Source organism: Mojavia sp. (assembly GCF_059505145.1).
Map to the genome: position 1 here is coordinate 188,984 of NZ_JCACKA010000018.1, position 17,151 is coordinate 206,134.

Annotated in this window: 18 protein-coding genes; 8 read left to right on the top strand and 10 right to left on the bottom strand. The window is 42.3% G+C overall.

All coding sequences use genetic code 11. The features are described 5' to 3' along the window. Window positions 1–143 precede the first annotated feature (143 nt). The 4 genes from AC5JL8_RS02500 to AC5JL8_RS02515 all read right to left on the bottom strand — a co-directional run bounded on the left by AC5JL8_RS02500 (window position 144) and on the right by AC5JL8_RS02515 (window position 4,945). Window positions 144–494, bottom strand: a complete 351-nt coding sequence (locus AC5JL8_RS02500; RefSeq protein ID WP_495878191.1) for a hypothetical protein — start codon at window positions 492–494, stop codon at window positions 144–146. 301 nt (window positions 495–795) lie between these two features. After that, the gene (locus AC5JL8_RS02505; protein WP_495878192.1) at window positions 796–2,568 is read right to left on the bottom strand and encodes a ribonuclease J; all 1,773 of its coding nucleotides are present in this window, start codon (window positions 2,566–2,568) and stop codon (window positions 796–798) included. A 289-nt stretch (window positions 2,569–2,857) separates the two neighbouring features. Further along, window positions 2,858–3,742: a 4-hydroxy-tetrahydrodipicolinate synthase gene (gene dapA / locus AC5JL8_RS02510; protein ID WP_495878193.1), complete on the bottom strand. Its 885-nt coding sequence runs from the start codon at window positions 3,740–3,742 to the stop codon at window positions 2,858–2,860. 150 nt (window positions 3,743–3,892) lie between these two features. Continuing rightward, window positions 3,893–4,945 (bottom strand): aspartate-semialdehyde dehydrogenase, encoded by a 1,053-nt coding sequence (locus AC5JL8_RS02515; protein WP_495878194.1) that lies wholly within the window; start codon window positions 4,943–4,945, stop codon window positions 3,893–3,895. Between the two features lie 823 nt (window positions 4,946–5,768). Here AC5JL8_RS02515 and tig point away from each other — a divergent pair. From tig to AC5JL8_RS02540, 5 genes are all read left to right on the top strand, one after another. Next, entirely contained in the window at window positions 5,769–7,211 is a 1,443-nt protein-coding gene (tig, locus tag AC5JL8_RS02520; RefSeq protein ID WP_495878195.1) for a trigger factor, read from the top strand. A 128-nt stretch (window positions 7,212–7,339) separates the two neighbouring features. Further along, window positions 7,340–7,495, top strand: coding sequence for a hypothetical protein (locus AC5JL8_RS02525; RefSeq protein ID WP_495878196.1), 156 nt, complete (start codon window positions 7,340–7,342; stop codon window positions 7,493–7,495). A 236-nt stretch (window positions 7,496–7,731) separates the two neighbouring features. Next, window positions 7,732–8,430: an ATP-dependent Clp endopeptidase proteolytic subunit ClpP gene (gene clpP / locus AC5JL8_RS02530; RefSeq protein WP_495878197.1), complete on the top strand. Its 699-nt coding sequence runs from the start codon at window positions 7,732–7,734 to the stop codon at window positions 8,428–8,430. Between the two features lie 9 nt (window positions 8,431–8,439). Beyond that, a complete protein-coding gene (gene clpX / locus AC5JL8_RS02535; RefSeq protein WP_495878198.1) occupies window positions 8,440–9,783 on the top strand; it encodes an ATP-dependent protease ATP-binding subunit ClpX in 1,344 nt (447 codons plus the stop codon). A gap of 79 nt (window positions 9,784–9,862) precedes the next feature. Further along, window positions 9,863–10,780 (top strand): alpha/beta fold hydrolase, encoded by a 918-nt coding sequence (locus tag AC5JL8_RS02540; RefSeq protein WP_495878199.1) that lies wholly within the window; start codon window positions 9,863–9,865, stop codon window positions 10,778–10,780. A gap of 42 nt (window positions 10,781–10,822) precedes the next feature. On the opposite strand, the gene AC5JL8_RS02545 is transcribed toward AC5JL8_RS02540, so the two are convergent. After that, entirely contained in the window at window positions 10,823–11,806 is a 984-nt protein-coding gene (locus AC5JL8_RS02545) for a GntR family transcriptional regulator (RefSeq protein WP_495878200.1), read from the bottom strand. A gap of 199 nt (window positions 11,807–12,005) precedes the next feature. Between AC5JL8_RS02545 and AC5JL8_RS02550 the strand changes: the two genes are divergently transcribed. Both AC5JL8_RS02550 and AC5JL8_RS02555 read left to right on the top strand, forming a co-directional pair. Continuing rightward, window positions 12,006–12,746, top strand: coding sequence for a dienelactone hydrolase family protein (locus AC5JL8_RS02550; RefSeq protein ID WP_495878201.1), 741 nt, complete (start codon window positions 12,006–12,008; stop codon window positions 12,744–12,746). 203 nt (window positions 12,747–12,949) lie between these two features. Continuing rightward, on the top strand, window positions 12,950–13,852 hold the full coding sequence (locus AC5JL8_RS02555) for a S1 RNA-binding domain-containing protein (RefSeq protein WP_495878202.1): 903 nt from the start codon (window positions 12,950–12,952) through the stop codon (window positions 13,850–13,852). Between the two features lie 194 nt (window positions 13,853–14,046). Here AC5JL8_RS02555 and AC5JL8_RS02560 read toward each other — a convergent pair whose 3' ends face one another. The 4 genes from AC5JL8_RS02560 to AC5JL8_RS02575 all read right to left on the bottom strand — a co-directional run bounded on the left by AC5JL8_RS02560 (window position 14,047) and on the right by AC5JL8_RS02575 (window position 16,340). Further along, the gene (locus AC5JL8_RS02560) at window positions 14,047–14,337 is read right to left on the bottom strand and encodes a hypothetical protein (RefSeq protein ID WP_495878203.1); all 291 of its coding nucleotides are present in this window, start codon (window positions 14,335–14,337) and stop codon (window positions 14,047–14,049) included. Beyond that, a complete protein-coding gene (locus AC5JL8_RS02565; protein ID WP_495878204.1) occupies window positions 14,330–14,959 on the bottom strand; it encodes a nucleotidyltransferase domain-containing protein in 630 nt (209 codons plus the stop codon). Before AC5JL8_RS02565 ends, AC5JL8_RS02560 begins: the two co-directional genes overlap by 8 nt. Window positions 14,960–14,961: 2 nt before the next feature. Beyond that, window positions 14,962–15,771: a pentapeptide repeat-containing protein gene (locus AC5JL8_RS02570; RefSeq protein WP_495878205.1), complete on the bottom strand. Its 810-nt coding sequence runs from the start codon at window positions 15,769–15,771 to the stop codon at window positions 14,962–14,964. Between the two features lie 80 nt (window positions 15,772–15,851). Continuing rightward, window positions 15,852–16,340 (bottom strand): hypothetical protein, encoded by a 489-nt coding sequence (locus AC5JL8_RS02575; RefSeq protein WP_495878206.1) that lies wholly within the window; start codon window positions 16,338–16,340, stop codon window positions 15,852–15,854. Between the two features lie 197 nt (window positions 16,341–16,537). Between AC5JL8_RS02575 and AC5JL8_RS02580 the strand changes: the two genes are divergently transcribed. Next, on the top strand, window positions 16,538–16,750 hold the full coding sequence (locus tag AC5JL8_RS02580; RefSeq protein WP_045872408.1) for a helix-turn-helix domain-containing protein: 213 nt from the start codon (window positions 16,538–16,540) through the stop codon (window positions 16,748–16,750). 104 nt (window positions 16,751–16,854) lie between these two features. Here AC5JL8_RS02580 and AC5JL8_RS02585 read toward each other — a convergent pair whose 3' ends face one another. Beyond that, window positions 16,855–17,016 carry a hypothetical protein gene (locus AC5JL8_RS02585; RefSeq protein ID WP_495878207.1) on the bottom strand — a complete coding sequence of 54 codons (162 nt, stop codon included), beginning with the start codon at window positions 17,014–17,016 and terminating at the stop codon, window positions 16,855–16,857. Window positions 17,017–17,151: the final 135 nt, after the last annotated feature.

The window sequence follows — 17,151 nt, forward strand, 5'->3', positions numbered from 1 at the left end:
AGTGGTTTTGTAATTAAATTAGCTAGAAAATATAGAGGCCAATTAAAGAATAATTAGTTGTCTAATAAACGTATAAGAATAAAAGACCCTAGCAGTTTATAGCTACTAGGGCTTTTATTATAAAGAATTAGCTACTAGGATTTTTATCTTTCAGCTATACCACCAGCAATTAATGCTTCTCTATATAACCATGCTTCTCTTGCTGTTTTAAAACCTTCTTTTCCGTCAGCTTCCTTTTTGCCTCTAAGATGATATTTAAATCTCCAAGTATTTGTTTCAAAATGATAATTCATGTTGTAAAGCATTACTGGTTGAGCAATATCATTTCCACAATCACCGTCATCTTCTATACGAAAACCATCTAGTTTAACACCATAAAATCGGCGTTTTGCTAGGTCTATACCAACATCTAGAACATCACCTAAATGGTTAGAGTGCAAATTAATGGTTCCATCTTGTTTGACAGTATGAAAGTTAGGATTAGGTTTAGACATTAAAAACTCTGTGTAAATTATATAACATTAACAATACTAAGATATTTCTAAAATTACTTAATAGCAATATTAAAAGAGAAATTTATTTTTCGGTGTTGGCACAAACAAGGAATAAAAAAATTGATGTGTTGAGATTGAAAACTCCTCATACTCTCTGCGCCTTTGCGCCTCTGCGTGAGATAAATCATCGCGCTTTCTCTGCAACGCTATTTTTCTTTAAATACTTACTCCAAAACGCAAAAACGCTCAGAAAAACTTTGCGTCTTTGCGTCTTTGCGCGAGATTATTTATCTGAAATTCCTTACGATGCTACCTGAGCAGCAGTACGAGTGCGGCGTCTTCTACCATCGGCAACTTTTACAGGCGGCTCATCAGGAATTTGCATCAACAATGTCACAGTTGGTTGACATTGTAATTCCCGACGGATGGAGCGTTGCAATTCTCGCTCTAAAGTTTCTTGCAATCCACCCCAATCTACCTCTAATTGCTCGCCTTCACTGGGTTGGGTAAATTCTGACCAGCGCACGCCCAGTATTTCTTCAATTCGCTGTTGTACCCATTTTTGCAGAAGCGATCGCTCGATGCTTGTCACTACACCACGAAGATGAATTTCTGGCTTTGCCAACAATTTACCATTCCAATCGATGGCGGCGGCAATAGTGACAATACCTTCGGAAGCCATGCGTTGCCGTTCTTGCAAGACTTTGGCACTGACCATACCAGAACTAGTTGTATCTACTAGTTCAATACCAGATGGGACTTTACCGCCGACGCGGATGGAATCTTCTGTCAATTCCACGATATCGCCATTCTGGATAACGATCATGTTTTCTGCGGGAATGCCCATACTCTGAGCCGTTTCTGCGTGCTTGACCAACATCCGATGTTCGCCGTGAAATGGCACGAAAAACTTAGGCCGAGTTAAGGCAATCATCAGTTTTTGGTCTTCTTGACAGCCGTGACCGGAGACGTGAATTCCTTTGTCTCGACCATAGATTACTTTTGCCCCTTGGAGCATCAATTTATCTATGATATTTACAACGGCGATCGTATTTCCGGGAATAGGATTTGCAGAGAAGACAACCGTATCACCTTCACGGATTTTGATGTGAGGATGCTCTTTATTAGCAATGCGTGTCATTGCTGACATCGGTTCCCCTTGAGAGCCAGTAGTGAGAATCAGCACCTTCTCATCTGACATATTGCGGACAGTGTGCAACGGTTGCAGCAGATTATCTGGACACTTGATATAACCCAAATTACGGGCGTGGGCAATCAAATTCAACATCGAACGCCCTACAACCGTTACTGTGCGGTTGTGCTTCTGCGCCAGATCCAAAATCATGTTGATGCGATGCACGCTGGAAGCAAAAGTGGTGACAAATAGCCGTCCAGTGGCTTGAGAGAATACCCGGTCAAGATTGGGATACACGGAGCGTTCAGAAGGAGTGAATCCGGGTACTTCTGAGTTAGTTGAATCACTCAACAGACAAAGCACGCCTTTTTCACCGTGTTCCGCTAGGCGTTGTAAGTCGAATTTCTCACCATCGACTGGCGTGTGGTCAATTTTAAAATCTCCAGTGTGGATGACTATTCCTAGTGGTGTATGAATAGCAACAGTAAAGCTATCAGCGATAGAGTGGGTGTTGCGAATGTATTCAACAAAGAAGGATTTACCAATTCTGACTACATCGCGGGGTAAGACCGATCTTAATTCAGTGCGATCGCGTACCCCTGCTTCTTCCAATTTCCCTTCTAGCATTGCCATTGCTAGCCTGGGGCCGTAAATTACGGGGATTTCTAATTGCTTAAGGTGAAAAGCGATGCCACCGATATGATCTTCGTGCCCATGGGTAACGACCATACCTTTAATTTTATGGCGGTTTTCCCGTAGATACGACATATCGGGCAGGACAATATTTACACCATGCATTCCCTGTGTAGGAAAAGCTAAACCTGCATCTAACAGGATAATTTCGTCCTCGTACTCGAAAACACAGGTATTTTTACCAATTTCATGTAAACCGCCCAACGGAATAATTTTTAGGGCGGAGTTAGCTTCGTTTTTAGCCATTTTCTCCTTAGATTGTTGTTTGTGGTTAATCAGTTAAAAGTTAGCTTTTTTGTATTAAAGACAACATTAGCTGTCTATGAATTAACTCTGAAAGCAGCCAAGTTTGAATTAAATGTTCAATTTTTTGTTCAATAAAAAATATGGGAAATATGGGCTTTACGCTGAAGGATTTATAGTATATCTATTCAGTAGTAGCACAGCCATTTCAAGTGCAACCTGGTAAAAATTATACCCATTTTTTTATGTATCTTTAGCTATTAAAAGCTTGCAAGCGCTGAAAACTTGGTGCTTAGATTAAACTAAGTTCTTTAAGAACCACCTCTAACTTATGGCTGACTTCTGAATCAGCTTCGCATAGCGGCGGACGAGTTGAACCAACCTCCCAACCTTGAAGTTTTAGCGCTTTTTTAACTGGAATCGGATTTGTAGTTAAAAATAAAGCTTTAAACAATGGGAACAGTTGAAGATGAATCTCAGTGGCAACTTGAGTTTTACCGACACTAAAAGCTTGGATCATCTGCTGTAGTTGATTTCCTACCAGATGAGAAGCCACACTCACCACGCCTTTTGCTCCGATCGCTAGCAAGGGCAAGGTTAAGGAATCATCTCCAGCGTAAATCTGAAATTCTTTTGGTGTCAAGCGGCGAATTTCACTCGCTTGGTCTAAATTTCCACTAGCTTCTTTTATCCCAACAATATTGTTAATCTCCGCTAACCGGGCAACTGTTTGTGAGCTAAGGTTTTGACCAGTACGACCGGGAATATTGTATAACAACAGCGGTAGGTCGGGACAGGCTTGTGCTATAGCCTGAAAGTGTGCTTCTAGTCCTGCTTGCGGCGGTTTATTGTAATAAGGAACAACTTGTAAAGAACCGTGTACTCCTATTTTAGCCGCCTTTTGGGTAGCTGTGATCGCTTCTTTTGTAGAATTGGAACCACAGCCTGCTATCACCTTGGCTTTTCCGGCTACGGTCTGCAACACTTCCACAAACAGCTGGTATTCCTCCTCCCAAGTCAGGGTGGGGGATTCTCCTGTTGTACCACACACCACCAGTGTATCTGTACCGTTGTTAGCTAGATGTGCTGCTAGTTCTGCCGCTACATCATAGTTGACACTGCCGTCTTCTTTAAACGGCGTAATCATAGCGGTTAAAACTCTGCCAAAATCTCCCACCCTCTTTTCACTCCTGATTACCCTTTTTGTTTTTTGCGTCTTGGTGGTTTTCTATTTTAATAACCTATTTGCAAATTGCTTTCAAGCGTAATCTGCACATTTGCTTTAATTTTTCTGTATCTTTTCGCTCACCAAATGTTCGCAACCATTTTAGATTTTTTTACTTGGAGCGTATGCTATTGCTGGTCTGAGTAGATTTTTTTCTACCAATAATTCAGCAATTTGTACTGCATTTAAAGCTGCACCTTTACGGATTTGGTCACCGCATAGCCACAATTCTAAGCCACATGGATGAGAAATATCCTGACGAATTCTTCCCACTAAAACTTCATCTTGGCCAGTTGCTTCAATTGGCATCGGAAAATAATTTGCTCTCCAATCTTCTACCAATTTCACACCAGGAGAGCGACTTAAAATTTCCCTAGCTTCATCTGGACTAAAAGGTGTCTCAAATTCTATATTAAGTGCTTCTGAGTGGGCACGGAGTACGGGAACCCGCACACAGGTAGCGGTAATTCTTATTTGTTCGGTGCCAAAAATTTTCCGTGTTTCGTTAACCATTTTCATTTCTTCCTCACAGTACCCCTCATCGTTTAATGGGGAATTATGCGGAAATAAATTAAACGCTAACGGGTAAGGTAATACTTCGGCAACTGGTGTTTGTCCTTGTAAAATGGCGCTAGCTTGGGTTTTTACTTCTGCCATTGCTTTGGCTCCAGCCCCACTTGCCGATTGGTAGGTGGCGGCCACAATCCGTTGCACTGGTTTGACTTGATGCAAGGGCCATAGTGCCACTGTCATTAAAATTGTCGTGCAGTTGGGATTGGCAATAATGCCTTGATGATTAGCGGCGGCTTGTGGATTTACCTCTGGCACTATCAAAGGAACTTCCTTTTTCATCCGAAAGGCACTGGAGTTATCTATAACCACTGCGCCTTTTTCTACCGCTGTTGCTGCCCAAGTTTTAGATGTAGAACCACCTGCACTAGCGAGTACTATATCTACACCTTCAAAGGCGCGATCGCTTACTGCCTCTATTGGTAAATTTTCTCCTTTAAAACTCAGCGTCCGCCCCACACTTCTCTGGGAGGCTAACAGTTTTAAATTAGATACCGGAAAATTACGACTTTCCAGTAATTCCAGCAACTCTGTGCCAACCGCACCAGTTGCTCCCAAAATAGCTACACTATAGGATTTAGACAACCTAGCTTCCTCCTTTAAGAGGTTATGTGCAATTTATTGAACTCTTTGACAAATTATCCGTATTTAAATAGGAGTTGCAGACATTAACATTAATAAATTTTTTTTTAATTTACTGCTTGATCTCAATTTATTACATTATATTTTTTTCTCATATTAAGTTAAGTAATGTTACTTTACCCAGAAATTTTTACCTAAATTTCCTTCAGCTTTATGTGATTTTTTGTTACTTTTATTAACGTGTTTATTATACAACGAACTATTCTCCAGCGACAAAATGAATATATCTGCACTTAGGCATTGTTGAGGGGTATTAACTTCTCAAGAGAGTAAACATTTTGTCTGTTGAGGGTGGGTTGCCAAGACTATGGATGTACTATGATCCAAATGAAATGAAACCAGCACATAACAAAACGAGCTATGCAGCAAGGCAGTCAGATCCAGAGGTACAACTTGGAAATCCAAATCCCTAGTTGAAAACCAGGATATCACGGTGTCACCCATCTGATCACATCACCAATCCACTTCCAGCATCCAGGTATTAAGCGAAAAACCTTTAACAGCAGAAGATTAAGCAGGTTTTTAATTACGAAGCATTGATTGCCACGTAGCATTCAGCCTGATGAAAGTTATTGCGGTAAAGTGTCAAGTACTTTGCCATTAGCAGTAAACTGGATCTCTGCTAAAAGGCACTTATCCACCTTCGGATGCTGATGCTGCCTTGTGGACATCTCCCATCCCAGCTAAAAAGCATCAACGAACAGAAGCGAACAATCGCGTCTTGTCTGCACTCGGAGTCAAAAATACCAGAAAACAGAGACGAAGCATGAAAGTAACCCAGGAAAAACTTCCCGCCAGCCAAATTGGACTGGAAATAGAGATTACACCGGAAATTACCAAACAAACTTACGAACAGGTAATTAAAAACTTAGCTAGTACTGCAAATATTCCTGGGTTTCGCAAAGGCAAGGTGCCTCGGCAAATATTGCTCCAGCGCCTCGGCATTACTCGCATCAAAGCAGCAGCCCTAGAAGAACTCATTCAAGATGGGATCGAAAAAGCCGTTAAACAAGAAGCAATCCAAGCAATTGGTCAACCGCAGTTGCGCTCCTCCTTTGACGAATTAATTAATAATTATGAACCAGGGCAACCCCTGATTTTTTCTGCTGCTGTTGATGTAGAACCAGAAATACATCTAGCGCAGTACACCGATTTGCAAGCCAAAGCTGAGGAAGTCAAGTACGATCCAGCTCGCGTAGAGGAAGTCCTGGATAAGGAACGCCAAGAACTAGCGACGTTAATTCCTGTAGAAGGGCGTGCTGCTCAAATTGGCGATGTCGCTGTGTTAGATTTTAAAGGTGTGCTGGCAAAAACTGAGGGTGAAGACGAAACCGCAGAACCAACACCAATTCCCGGAGGAGAAGCGACAGATTTTCAAGTAGAGTTATACGAAGATCGCTTTATTCCAGGATTTGTGTCTGGGATAGTCGGGATGAATCCGGGAGAAACCAAAGAAATTTCGGCTCAGTTCCCTGACCCTTATGCTAATGAAGAGTTAGCAGGCAAGCCAGCTGTGTTCACTGTGACGCTCAAGGAACTAAAGGAAAAAGAGCTACCTGAGTTAAATGATGACTTTGCTCAGGAAGTCAGCGACTTCGATACTTTAGAAGAGTTGCGTGCGTCTTTAGAGCAGCGATATCAAAAAGAAGCTTTAGACAAAACCAAAGCAAATCAGCAGGAAGCTTTATTAGCTGAGTTGCTCAAGCACGTGGAAGTTGATTTGCCAGCAACCTTAATTGAGCAAGAAGTGGATGCGATGCTGACACAAACAGCAATCCGGCTTTCTCAGCAAGGACTTGATGTCAAAAAGCTGTTTACTCAAGATATTATTCCGCAGTTGCGGGCGCGATCGCGTGATGAAGCAATTGAACGCCTCAAGCGCTCTCTGGCTTTGCGGGAAATTAGTAAACGTGAATCGATTCAGGTGACACCTGAAGAAATTCAAGCTAGAGTCACAGAACTGTTGCAACAGTACTCACAAGAAGATATTGACGAAGAAAGACTGCACTCAGTTGTGGAAAACGAATTGTCAACCGAAAAAATCGTCGATTGGCTGTTAGCACACTCATCAGTTGAACTTGTACCCGAAGGCTCTTTGAGTACCCCAGAGGCAGCAGAAGCTACAACAGTAGAGTCAGAGGTAGTATCTGACATCGAAGGACAAACTGGCGAAGCTACCACCAGTGAGGAATCCACTAATCCTGAGTAATGGAATACGCAGTCCCAATGAAAAAATTTTCATACCGTGCATGAGAAAGAAACGCTTGGGCGAGGGGCTGGGGGCTGGGGACTAGGGGAGGAATTATTACTTAGAACTCAGCACTCAAGACTCAGCACATGCGTTCAGTTGCCAAGCTTGTAGATGCCCACAGGGTAGCAAGTGGCGTGAAAACCGCCAATCCCCTTGTGGGCGCATCTTACCCTAAGGGTTCTGGTACGCAGTGCAGGAACGCCTTGAGAGTAGATCAACGCCAGATACCTGAGTTGGGCTAACTCTACCAAAATGCTGAACTCACTGCGCGGACTCAGCGCTAAAATGGGTACAATGGTTAAGAGATGTTAAAGAAATTACAATATCTGTTGCGGATTTGGCTAGATAGTGTGTTACACGAGAAAAATTTAGATGAGGCATAATGGTTAACACATACGTCAAATAGCAATTCAATTTGTTCAAAAGGCAGCGATCGCTGCTTTAATCTCTGTCCCACTTAGTTGTCAAATGTTTTTTTATGCTTGTATCGCAGTCGGGAAATTACCCAATCAGCAGTTTAAGTCGAGCAAATATTAACTCCCACTTGAGCAGCCCAAACAACATCGTGCCGATGGTGGTAGAACAATCTGGGATGGGAGAAAGGGCATTCGACATCTACTCCCGCCTGCTGCGAGAGCGGATTATCTTTTTGGGAACGCCAATAGACGACACCGTTGCCAATTCGATTGTTGCCCAATTGTTATTCCTAGACGCGGAAGACTCAGAAAAGGACATTCAGCTGTACATTAATTCTCCTGGTGGCTCAGTCTACGCAGGGATGGCAATCTATGATACAATACAGCAGATTCGTCCCGATGTTGTTACCATCTGTTTTGGACTAGCCGCGAGCATGGGGGCATTCTTGTTAACAGCAGGGGCTGCCGGTAAGCGCATGTCTCTACCCGACTCCCGGATCATGATTCACCAACCACTTGGTGGTGCTCAAGGTCAAGCCATCGATATAGAAATTCAAGCCAGAGAAATTCTTTATATTAAGGCTAAGTTGAATCAGTTACTGTCTCAGCACACTGGTCAACCCTTAGAAAGAATTGAAGCAGATACGGAACGCGACTTTTTCATGTCGGCAGAAGAGGCGAAGAATTACGGTTTGATCGACCAGGTAATTTCCAGGCAAAATATTCCCACAGCAGGGGAAAACGTCACCATTCTGAAATAAGAGGCTGGTATGTCTAAGTACGACTCCCATTTAAAATGTTCTTTTTGTGGCAAGTCTCAAGAGCAGGTGCGTAAATTAATCGCGGGGCCGGGAGTCTACATCTGCGATGAATGCGTTGACTTGTGTAATGAAATACTAGATGAGGAGTTACTCGACACGAATGGTGCAGCGGCGTCGCAACCAACACCACGGTCAGAACCACCTCAAAAACGCCGTACCCGCTCTTCCAATCTCTCTTTTAATCAAATACCCAAGCCCAGAGAGATTAAAAAATATCTAGACGAACACGTAATTGGTCAAGACGAAGCGAAGAAAGTGCTGTCAGTCGCGGTTTACAATCACTACAAACGGCTGGCAATACTTCAGTCTAAAGCCAATGGCAAAGCCGGAGCGGATGATGTTGTAGAACTGCAAAAATCCAATATTCTGTTAATTGGCCCAACTGGCTGTGGCAAAACTTTATTAGCCCAAACTCTAGCGAAAATCCTTGATGTACCCTTTGCCGTCGCTGATGCTACAACTCTGACGGAAGCTGGGTATGTGGGAGAAGATGTGGAAAATATCTTGCTGCGGCTTTTGCAGGTGGCAGATTTGGATGTAGAGGAAGCACAGCGGGGAATTATCTACATTGATGAAATTGACAAAATTGCGCGCAAGAGTGAGAACCCCTCGATTACACGCGACGTTTCTGGCGAAGGTGTACAGCAAGCTTTGCTAAAAATGTTGGAGGGGACAATCGCTAATGTACCACCCCAAGGAGGGCGCAAGCATCCCTATCAAGACTGTATCCAAATTGATACCAGCAATATCCTGTTTGTCTGTGGCGGTGCCTTCGTTGGCTTAGAGAAGGTTGTGGATCAGAGAGTTGGTAAAAAGTCAATAGGCTTTGTACAACCTGGAGAAGGACAAACGAAGGAGAAACGGGCAGCAGATACTCTCCGCTATCTAGAACCAGATGACTTGGTGAAGTTTGGCATGATTCCCGAATTTATTGGACGGATACCAATGGTAGCCGTGGTAGATCCGTTGGATGAAGAAGCTTTGATGGCAATTCTCACTCAACCGCGGAGTGCCTTAGTCAAGCAGTACCAGAAATTGCTGAAGATGGATAATGTCCAATTAGACTTTAAACCAGAAGCTTTGCGGGCGATCGCTCAAGAAGCCTACCGCCGCAAAACTGGGGCGAGAGCGCTACGGGGCATTGTGGAAGAACTAATGTTGGATGTAATGTACGAGTTACCATCTCGCAAGGACGTCACTCGCTGCACAGTCACGCGTGAGATGGTCGAGAAGCGTTCAACCGCCGAGCTGCTTGTACATCCTTCTTCATTACCCAAGCCAGAATCAGCTTAGTAGTTATTAGTCATTAGTCATTAGTCATTAATAAAAGAAAATAAATAACGAAGGACAGATGACAAAGGACAAATGACAAATGGCTTATATTAATGTTCGTGGCGTTGAGCATTACTACGAGTGGGTGAAAAAACCATCTAATTCCTTGGCAAAACCAGTAATGGTTTTCATCCACGGTTGGGCTGGTTCGGCTAGGTACTGGCGAAGCACAGCTAATGCTTTATCGGATGAATTCGATTGTTTACTCTACGATTTGCGAGGGTTTGGGCGCTCCCGTGGCAAACCAACTATAGCCCAAGCCAGTGAATCTGTTGCCGTATCACAATCTCCCCAAGAAGAATTGGCAGCAATTCAAGAATTAACTTATGAATTAGAAGAATACGCTGATGACTTAGCAGCATTGCTAGATGAGTTGCAGCTTCAGGGTGTTTATATCAATGCTCATTCGATGGGCGCGTCCATTGCGACATTATTTCTCAACCGCTATCCTCAAAAAGTTGAACGAGGAATTTTGACTTGTAGTGGCGTTTTTGAGTACGACGAAAAAGCCTTTGCTGCTTTTCATAAATTCGGCGGCTACGTAGTCAAATTTCGTCCCAAGTGGTTAGGAAAAATACCGTTTGTTGACCGAATGTTTATGGCGAGATTTCTACATCGCCCTATACCAAAAGTCGAGCGTCAAGCTTTTTTGCAGGATTTCCTAGAAGCTGATTATGATGCTGCCTTAAATACAATTTTTACTTCAGTGAGTAAAGCACAATCTGAAGTGATGCCCCAGGAGTTTGCCAAGCTAACAGTGCCAACTCTGCTTGTAGCAGGGGAGTATGACAAGATTATTCCAGCCCAGATGGGGCGTCAAGCCGCAGCCATGAATGACAAAGTGGAGTTTGTTATGCTTCCGAATACAGCTCATTTTCCAATGTTGGAAGATGCTCCAACTTATCTACGGCGGGTGCGAGAATTTTTACAAATTTCCCCACAACCACAAGTGGGTTAATCAATTTGCAAAGATTCGCTATAGCTTTGGATGTGAAAAGGATTAACCCAAACCCAATTCTCGTTTTAGCAAATTAATAGAGTTGGTACCGATGTAATTTTCGACCTTAATCAATTTGGGTGGACGAATAATATCTTCAACCGCAGCCTGCACCGCAGCTTGCACCACAGCAAAACTGGCTTGATCGCTGATAATGACCTCAGCGCGCTTGACGATCGCCTGAAGTTTGTAGGCATCTTTTGGTTGCGTAGTCATCACCAACAGTTCATCCCCCCGCAAACCGTGGAGGATAACTTCTGCGGCGCGGGCAATCCCAGAACTGAGGCTGACTATGCCAACACAGTTCTCCTTTGGCAGAGTTTTCAGCAGGTTGAGTTCTTTGCTGTAGTCGTAGATATCAAGCGGAATCACGCGTACAGCTTTCGGGGCTGCGATCGCTTCTACTTCTCCAATGAAATAGCGACTTGTGACGACAGTAGCTGAGGAAGTTTTATCTAGTACAGCCGCTAATTCTTCCATTGGTATCAACTGTATTGGTATTTGCAGAGCTTGTTCTAATTCATATACCATCAACTCGCCTGCACCAATGTCATAAGAAGGCACTGCAACCAGCACCTGGGCGCTACAACGCAAGCGCCAATCAATTTCGGCTAAAAATAGCTCCCGCGCCTGAGAAAGCGTACATCCTTGGGCGAGTAGATCATCAAGTGCTTGTTGAACAGTTTTGTCAGCGTCAGGATGTTGTTTGAGAGTCGGCGATTGTAGCTTGCTACCCCCTTCATGACCTTGGGCACGTACATAAATACCTGAACCTGCAAGACTTTCAACAAATCCGTCTTCTTCTAGCTGACGGTAAACCTTGCTGATGGTATTGCGGTGTAACCCAGTCTGCATTGCTAGTGCCCGCGTACTCGGCAATTTGTACCCAGGTGGATATTGGCGGGAAGCGATCGCAAACCGGATTTGATTAAACAGCTGGGTGGATGCGGGAATCTCACTGTCTGGCTGAATGCGGAATTGAATCATCACCAAACCTCCTAATTGCTAGTAGCGGCATGTGACCAGCTGCATCTGCTATCTGTTAAATGTTTTATTTATACATAAAATTTCTCTAGGGGAAATTTCTAATGTACTCATTTTTGCTAATTGATAATTAGATCGGAATAAGCTTTGAGATACTGGCATAGTTATATCAAATAATCACACACCACTGGTAAAAATAATTATGACAGAGCGAGCAATCGACACCAAAATGGTTGAAATTTCGCAAGATAATTTCTCAATCGTAGCTTACTTAGCACAGCCACAAGAATCAGGCTCTTACCCAGCAATTGTAGTATTGCAAGAGATTTTTGGTGTCAACGAGCATATTCGGGATGTTACAGAACGGATTGCTAGGCTCGGTTATGTAGCGATCGCACCTGCACTTTTTCAACGCCAAGCTCCTGGCTTTGAAACTGGTTACACTCCAGAAGATATCGAAATTGGCAGAAACTATGCAATGCAAACAAAAGCATCAGAATTATTGAGCGATATTCAAGCCGCAATTAATTACCTGAAAACCCTCCCCAATGTCAAAAAAGATAGCTTCGGCTGTATAGGCTTCTGCTTTGGTGGTCATATAGCATATCTTGCTGCCACCTTACCAGATATCAAAGCTACTGCTTCCTTCTATGGTGCTGGAATTACTACCCGCACTCCAGGGGGCGGTAATCCTACTGTTACTGGGACTAGCGAAATTAAAGGTACGCTTTACGCGTTCTTTGGGATGGAAGATGCAAGCATTCCTGCCGAACAGGTAGATGAAATTGAGGCAGAGTTAGAAAAATACAAAATTCCGCATCGTGTGTTTCGCTACGATGGAGCTGACCACGGATTTTTCTGTGACCGTCGCGCCAGCTATAATCCTAAAGTTGCAGCCGATGCTTGGGAGCAGGTGAAACAACTTTTTGGTCAACTGGCCTGAAACCTACGCAGCGGTTGCATACTGTTCGTTAAGGTTGTCCTTAGTTATAAGTCAAGAGTCAAGAGCCAAAATTATTTACTCTGGACTTCGGACACTTGACCCTACCTAGACTCCGCCTAAACGAACAAAATGGGATATAAGACGAGCAGTCTTGTCAAAACTCCAGTGGCATCAGCTCAAATAACAATTTATCTTCAAAAGTCATGAATTCCGAATCGAAACGTTCTCAAACAGCCAATTCGTCATTTACAATGGACGATTTTGCCAAAGCACTGGAAAAACACGACTACCAGTTTCAAAAAGGACAGGTCGTACACGGCAAAGTGTTCCAACTTGACCATGATGGGGCTTATGTCGATATTGGTGGTAAGTCGTCGGCTTTTATTCCCCGTGATGAGGCTTCTTTGAGAGCAGTTACCGATTTGTCAGAGGTACTACCGATGCAAGAGGAACTGGAGTTTTTGATTATCCGAGAGCAGGATGCAGAGGGTCAAGTAACTCTTTCTCGCAAGCAGTTAGAAATCCAGCACATCTGGGAACGGCTGGCGCAAATGCAAGAAAATTCCCAGACTGTACCAGTGCGAGTTACAGGGGTAAATAAAGGTGGTATCACTGTTGAAATTCAATCTTTGCGAGGATTCATTCCGCGATCGCACTTGATTGAGCGTGATAACTTAGAAGCACTTAAAGGTCAGACTCTGACTGTCGGCTTTTTAGAAGTTAATCGCAACACCAATAAACTTATACTTTCCCAGCGTTTGGCGACTCGTTCTAGTAACTTCAGCTTGTTAGAACTAGGTCAACTAGTGGAAGGTAAAGTTACTGGCATTAAACCTTTTGGTGTATTTGTAGATTTAGATGGGATGAGTGCTTTGCTTCACATTAAGCAAGTAAGCCAAAAATTCATTGAGTCTCTGGATAAAGTATTTCAAATTGGTCAGCCAATCAAAGCTGTGATTATTGACTTAGATGAAGCTAAAGGCCGGGTTGCACTTTCCACAAGAGTTTTGGAAAATTTCCCTGGAGAAGTTCTAGAAAATATGGATGAGGTGATGGCTTCTGCTGAGGCTCGTGCTAATCGCGCTAGTCAAAAATCTGCTGAATAGCGATCGCTTTTATTACTGACACAATCAATTTTCACTCATGAGACGCTTTCCTTACAACCCTTTGGCCGGGAAGAAAGCGTCTTTGTATTAGATAAGCCGTTACGCGAAATCAACTTGCCATATTCTTTCGTGAATTCGATTATTTGTTTATTTTCCTACTATTGTGTTCATCAATTCCGCCTCTGTAAAATTTGTTAGCCCATTTCCATCTCAATTTTTCTGGAAATATCCGCGATGTCTCTGGAAATCATCTTATATTCCTCAGAAATCTGCTCTTGGCTCTTGTTAGCGAGAAAAAAAAGTTTTGCAGAAGCAGTAGTAATAAGCTCTACCAAACGAGATTCAGGATTAATCTGGTTTACAGAAACCCACCTCTCAATTGCCTTTCTTGAAAGCCCTAATAGCTCTTCCTTACCCCATTGCCTACGGTTCACTATCTGAAGAATCTGCCTTTGAGCTGCGATGCGATTATTAAACTTATTCATATTTTTTAGCCTTTTCTACCAATTTATGCATCCACTCGTGTACTTCATTCAGTCTTCGGATTGTAGTAACAATTTCATCATCTGTTATGGTTTTTCCATACCCTCTTGTGCATAATATTCTGGCTCTTTCTAAGACATAGTATGAATCTAATGCAATTGGGATACTATTAACTCCCAAGCAAAGTGCAGAGTTCCTAGAGAAGTCTGGTTGCTCCATGACACCTAGAGAGAAGCAGGTTGCGATATTTCTGATACTTAGAAACACAGTAGACAAATCAAATACTCTACTATTGCTACCTGTAATTATTGAAGCGTGAGCTTCACGAAACAGCAAAAAGAACTTTTCACAGTCTTGAACACAGTTTTTATATTTTTCTGGGCTTTCCAATACTTTCAAATAGTCAAGTTTATCTGATGAAAAAAGAAGCCGTGACTCAAGCGATAGATGCCATGCAAAAGGATTACCTTCCTGCCAAATTTCTTGAATTCTCTTGTAAGAATAGATCGAGAATTTATCTGGGTCGATACGGGATTCGTAACTTTCCACAATCGCTAGCAGATCAATGTCTGAGCCTAGAGATATATCACCACGGCATATAGAACCGAATGCGTAAATATGCATATTTAACGACGATTAAACCGTTTGATGATAATTGACATGAAAAATCCAAATGCAACTAACCTAATAAATAAGATCGCAGTAAGATATGGACTCGGATAATTTGATGGAGAAAGAGTTCCTAGAAAAATTTGGGGTGCATCAAAAAATGATTGTATATAGCTATCAATACTCTCAGTATTTCTAAATGCCAAAACATCAATTAAAGTCATTAGCGCAAATATAATCAGGACTGCTCGTAAAAGCTTCCAAGCACTTTCACCGTTACCCCAAATAAAGTCAAGCAATTTGAATTGAACCCATTGCGTAAATGCTTTCAACCTATTCCATCCCTTATATTTGTTCCTGTAATAGGTGGAATTAGCATTCCATGACTTATATAAGTGTTCTTCAGTAGCCTGAAGTTCTACACTCATTGCTTTATTTGCAGATTCTGCATCTCCAATTGACTGGTAATTTATGCGGAGTGACCGTGCAAATCTCATCTTGAGATTTTCTTCCTCAGGGCATTCTTGCTCCAAAATATAGTTGTCAATCAGTGTTTTCTCAAAAATGGCATATCTAAATTCACAGTTAGAAAACTTCGCCTCGAATAAATTAGTTCCGACAAAACGACATCCAGTGAAGTCGCACGAATCAAATTTGCACTTCCGAAGATAACAGGTGTCAAAGATTGAATACTTGAAATCAACTTTAGTAAACTGCTTGTCCAATGCAACAAGACGAATGAAAAGTTGGTTTACGAACTTTTCATTAGAAACGTCAGTCTCGAACTTTTTATCTACCTGGTGAACTCTTTTGCTATCAGACAGCATTGGGGTTTCTCTGACTAAGTATTGTTATAACGCAGCGCTGGCTCCTCTAGATGACCTAATATGCAAACGCCCTCAATATCTTAGCTAATCAAAAGCAATTGTTCCTGATGATAGCTATTTCGGAGTTCTTCTAACTTTTCTGGATTAAAAGCAAATTGAATTAACTCAACTAGTTCTTCCCAACTATGTAACATATCATCAGAGTGAGCTTGCAAGAATTTATAAGCGAAAAATTCTGCCCACCACTGGGGTGCTTGCTTGTTCTGATGAGGTTCATTTTGCTTGCGCCAGCGCTTGCGCCATTTTACAAAATCTGACTTATTAGGTGGTTGTACACCCAAAATTGGCGGAAAATCAGCATAACTGACAAATTTACTCACACCTTTACCGTGGACATAAACCATGTAACGCCAGCATTCCACAGTATATATATCTTCAAAGGTGATTTGGAATATTAAGCAGATTGCCTCTTCTGTGACAAATCGCGCCAGTGGGTGAACGATTGCTGATTTGTAAACTATTTTCGATTCACGGATGACAAGCGCTTTTGGCTTGAGTGGTGATAACATAAAGTTAAATTTCTGTTTAAAAGGAATGCCTTCCGTTTAAATGGAATGCTTACCGTTGAAAGAGACAACATCTCCTTTAACGAGATATGTGTGAAAAACAAATGCAAATCGCCCTTTAGTTTTCCAGGCCAGAGGGCGATTTTTATTATAGGATATAATTATTGAACGACTCATATAAGTCATTTGTCAAGCAAATTATGGGAATGGTTAGGCTAAAGATTCGAGAATTTGCTGCGGAGAAAGGCTGGACGCTAAAAGAGGTATCTGACCGTTCTGGTGTTGTCTATAGCACTCTCAGAACCTATGCGCGATCGCCTGGACTAGCAACTGTAGATTTTACCGCGATTCAGAAGTTAGCCAGAACTTTTGATGTGATGATTGAGGAATTGGTTGAGGTTGTGCAGGAATAGGTGAAGGTTGATTTTTTCAGCAAGGGTGCAAAGTTCCTCAGCATTTTTGCATAGGATAATGATCATTGTAGTTGAAGAGACACAGAATGATCGTTAGATTATGGTTAATTGTGAGAATTTTCTCTAATTAAACCAATAGATTTTTGCACTTCTGCCTTCAACAAAGCGATAATTTGAGCCTCAATTGGGATGTTGTTAGCTTTGGCTAACTGCTCTATTTGTGCATACAACTCATCAGGTATATGTAAATCATAAAGGGTAGCCATAGGTTGACTTACCAGTAAAATTTATTGGTGATTGTAGCACGATGTTAAAGAGGGGAGAGAGTAGGCGATCTCAAACTATCAATTGGATGACACAAAATATTAATAACTATTTAGAAAATCGGTTTATGTAGATTT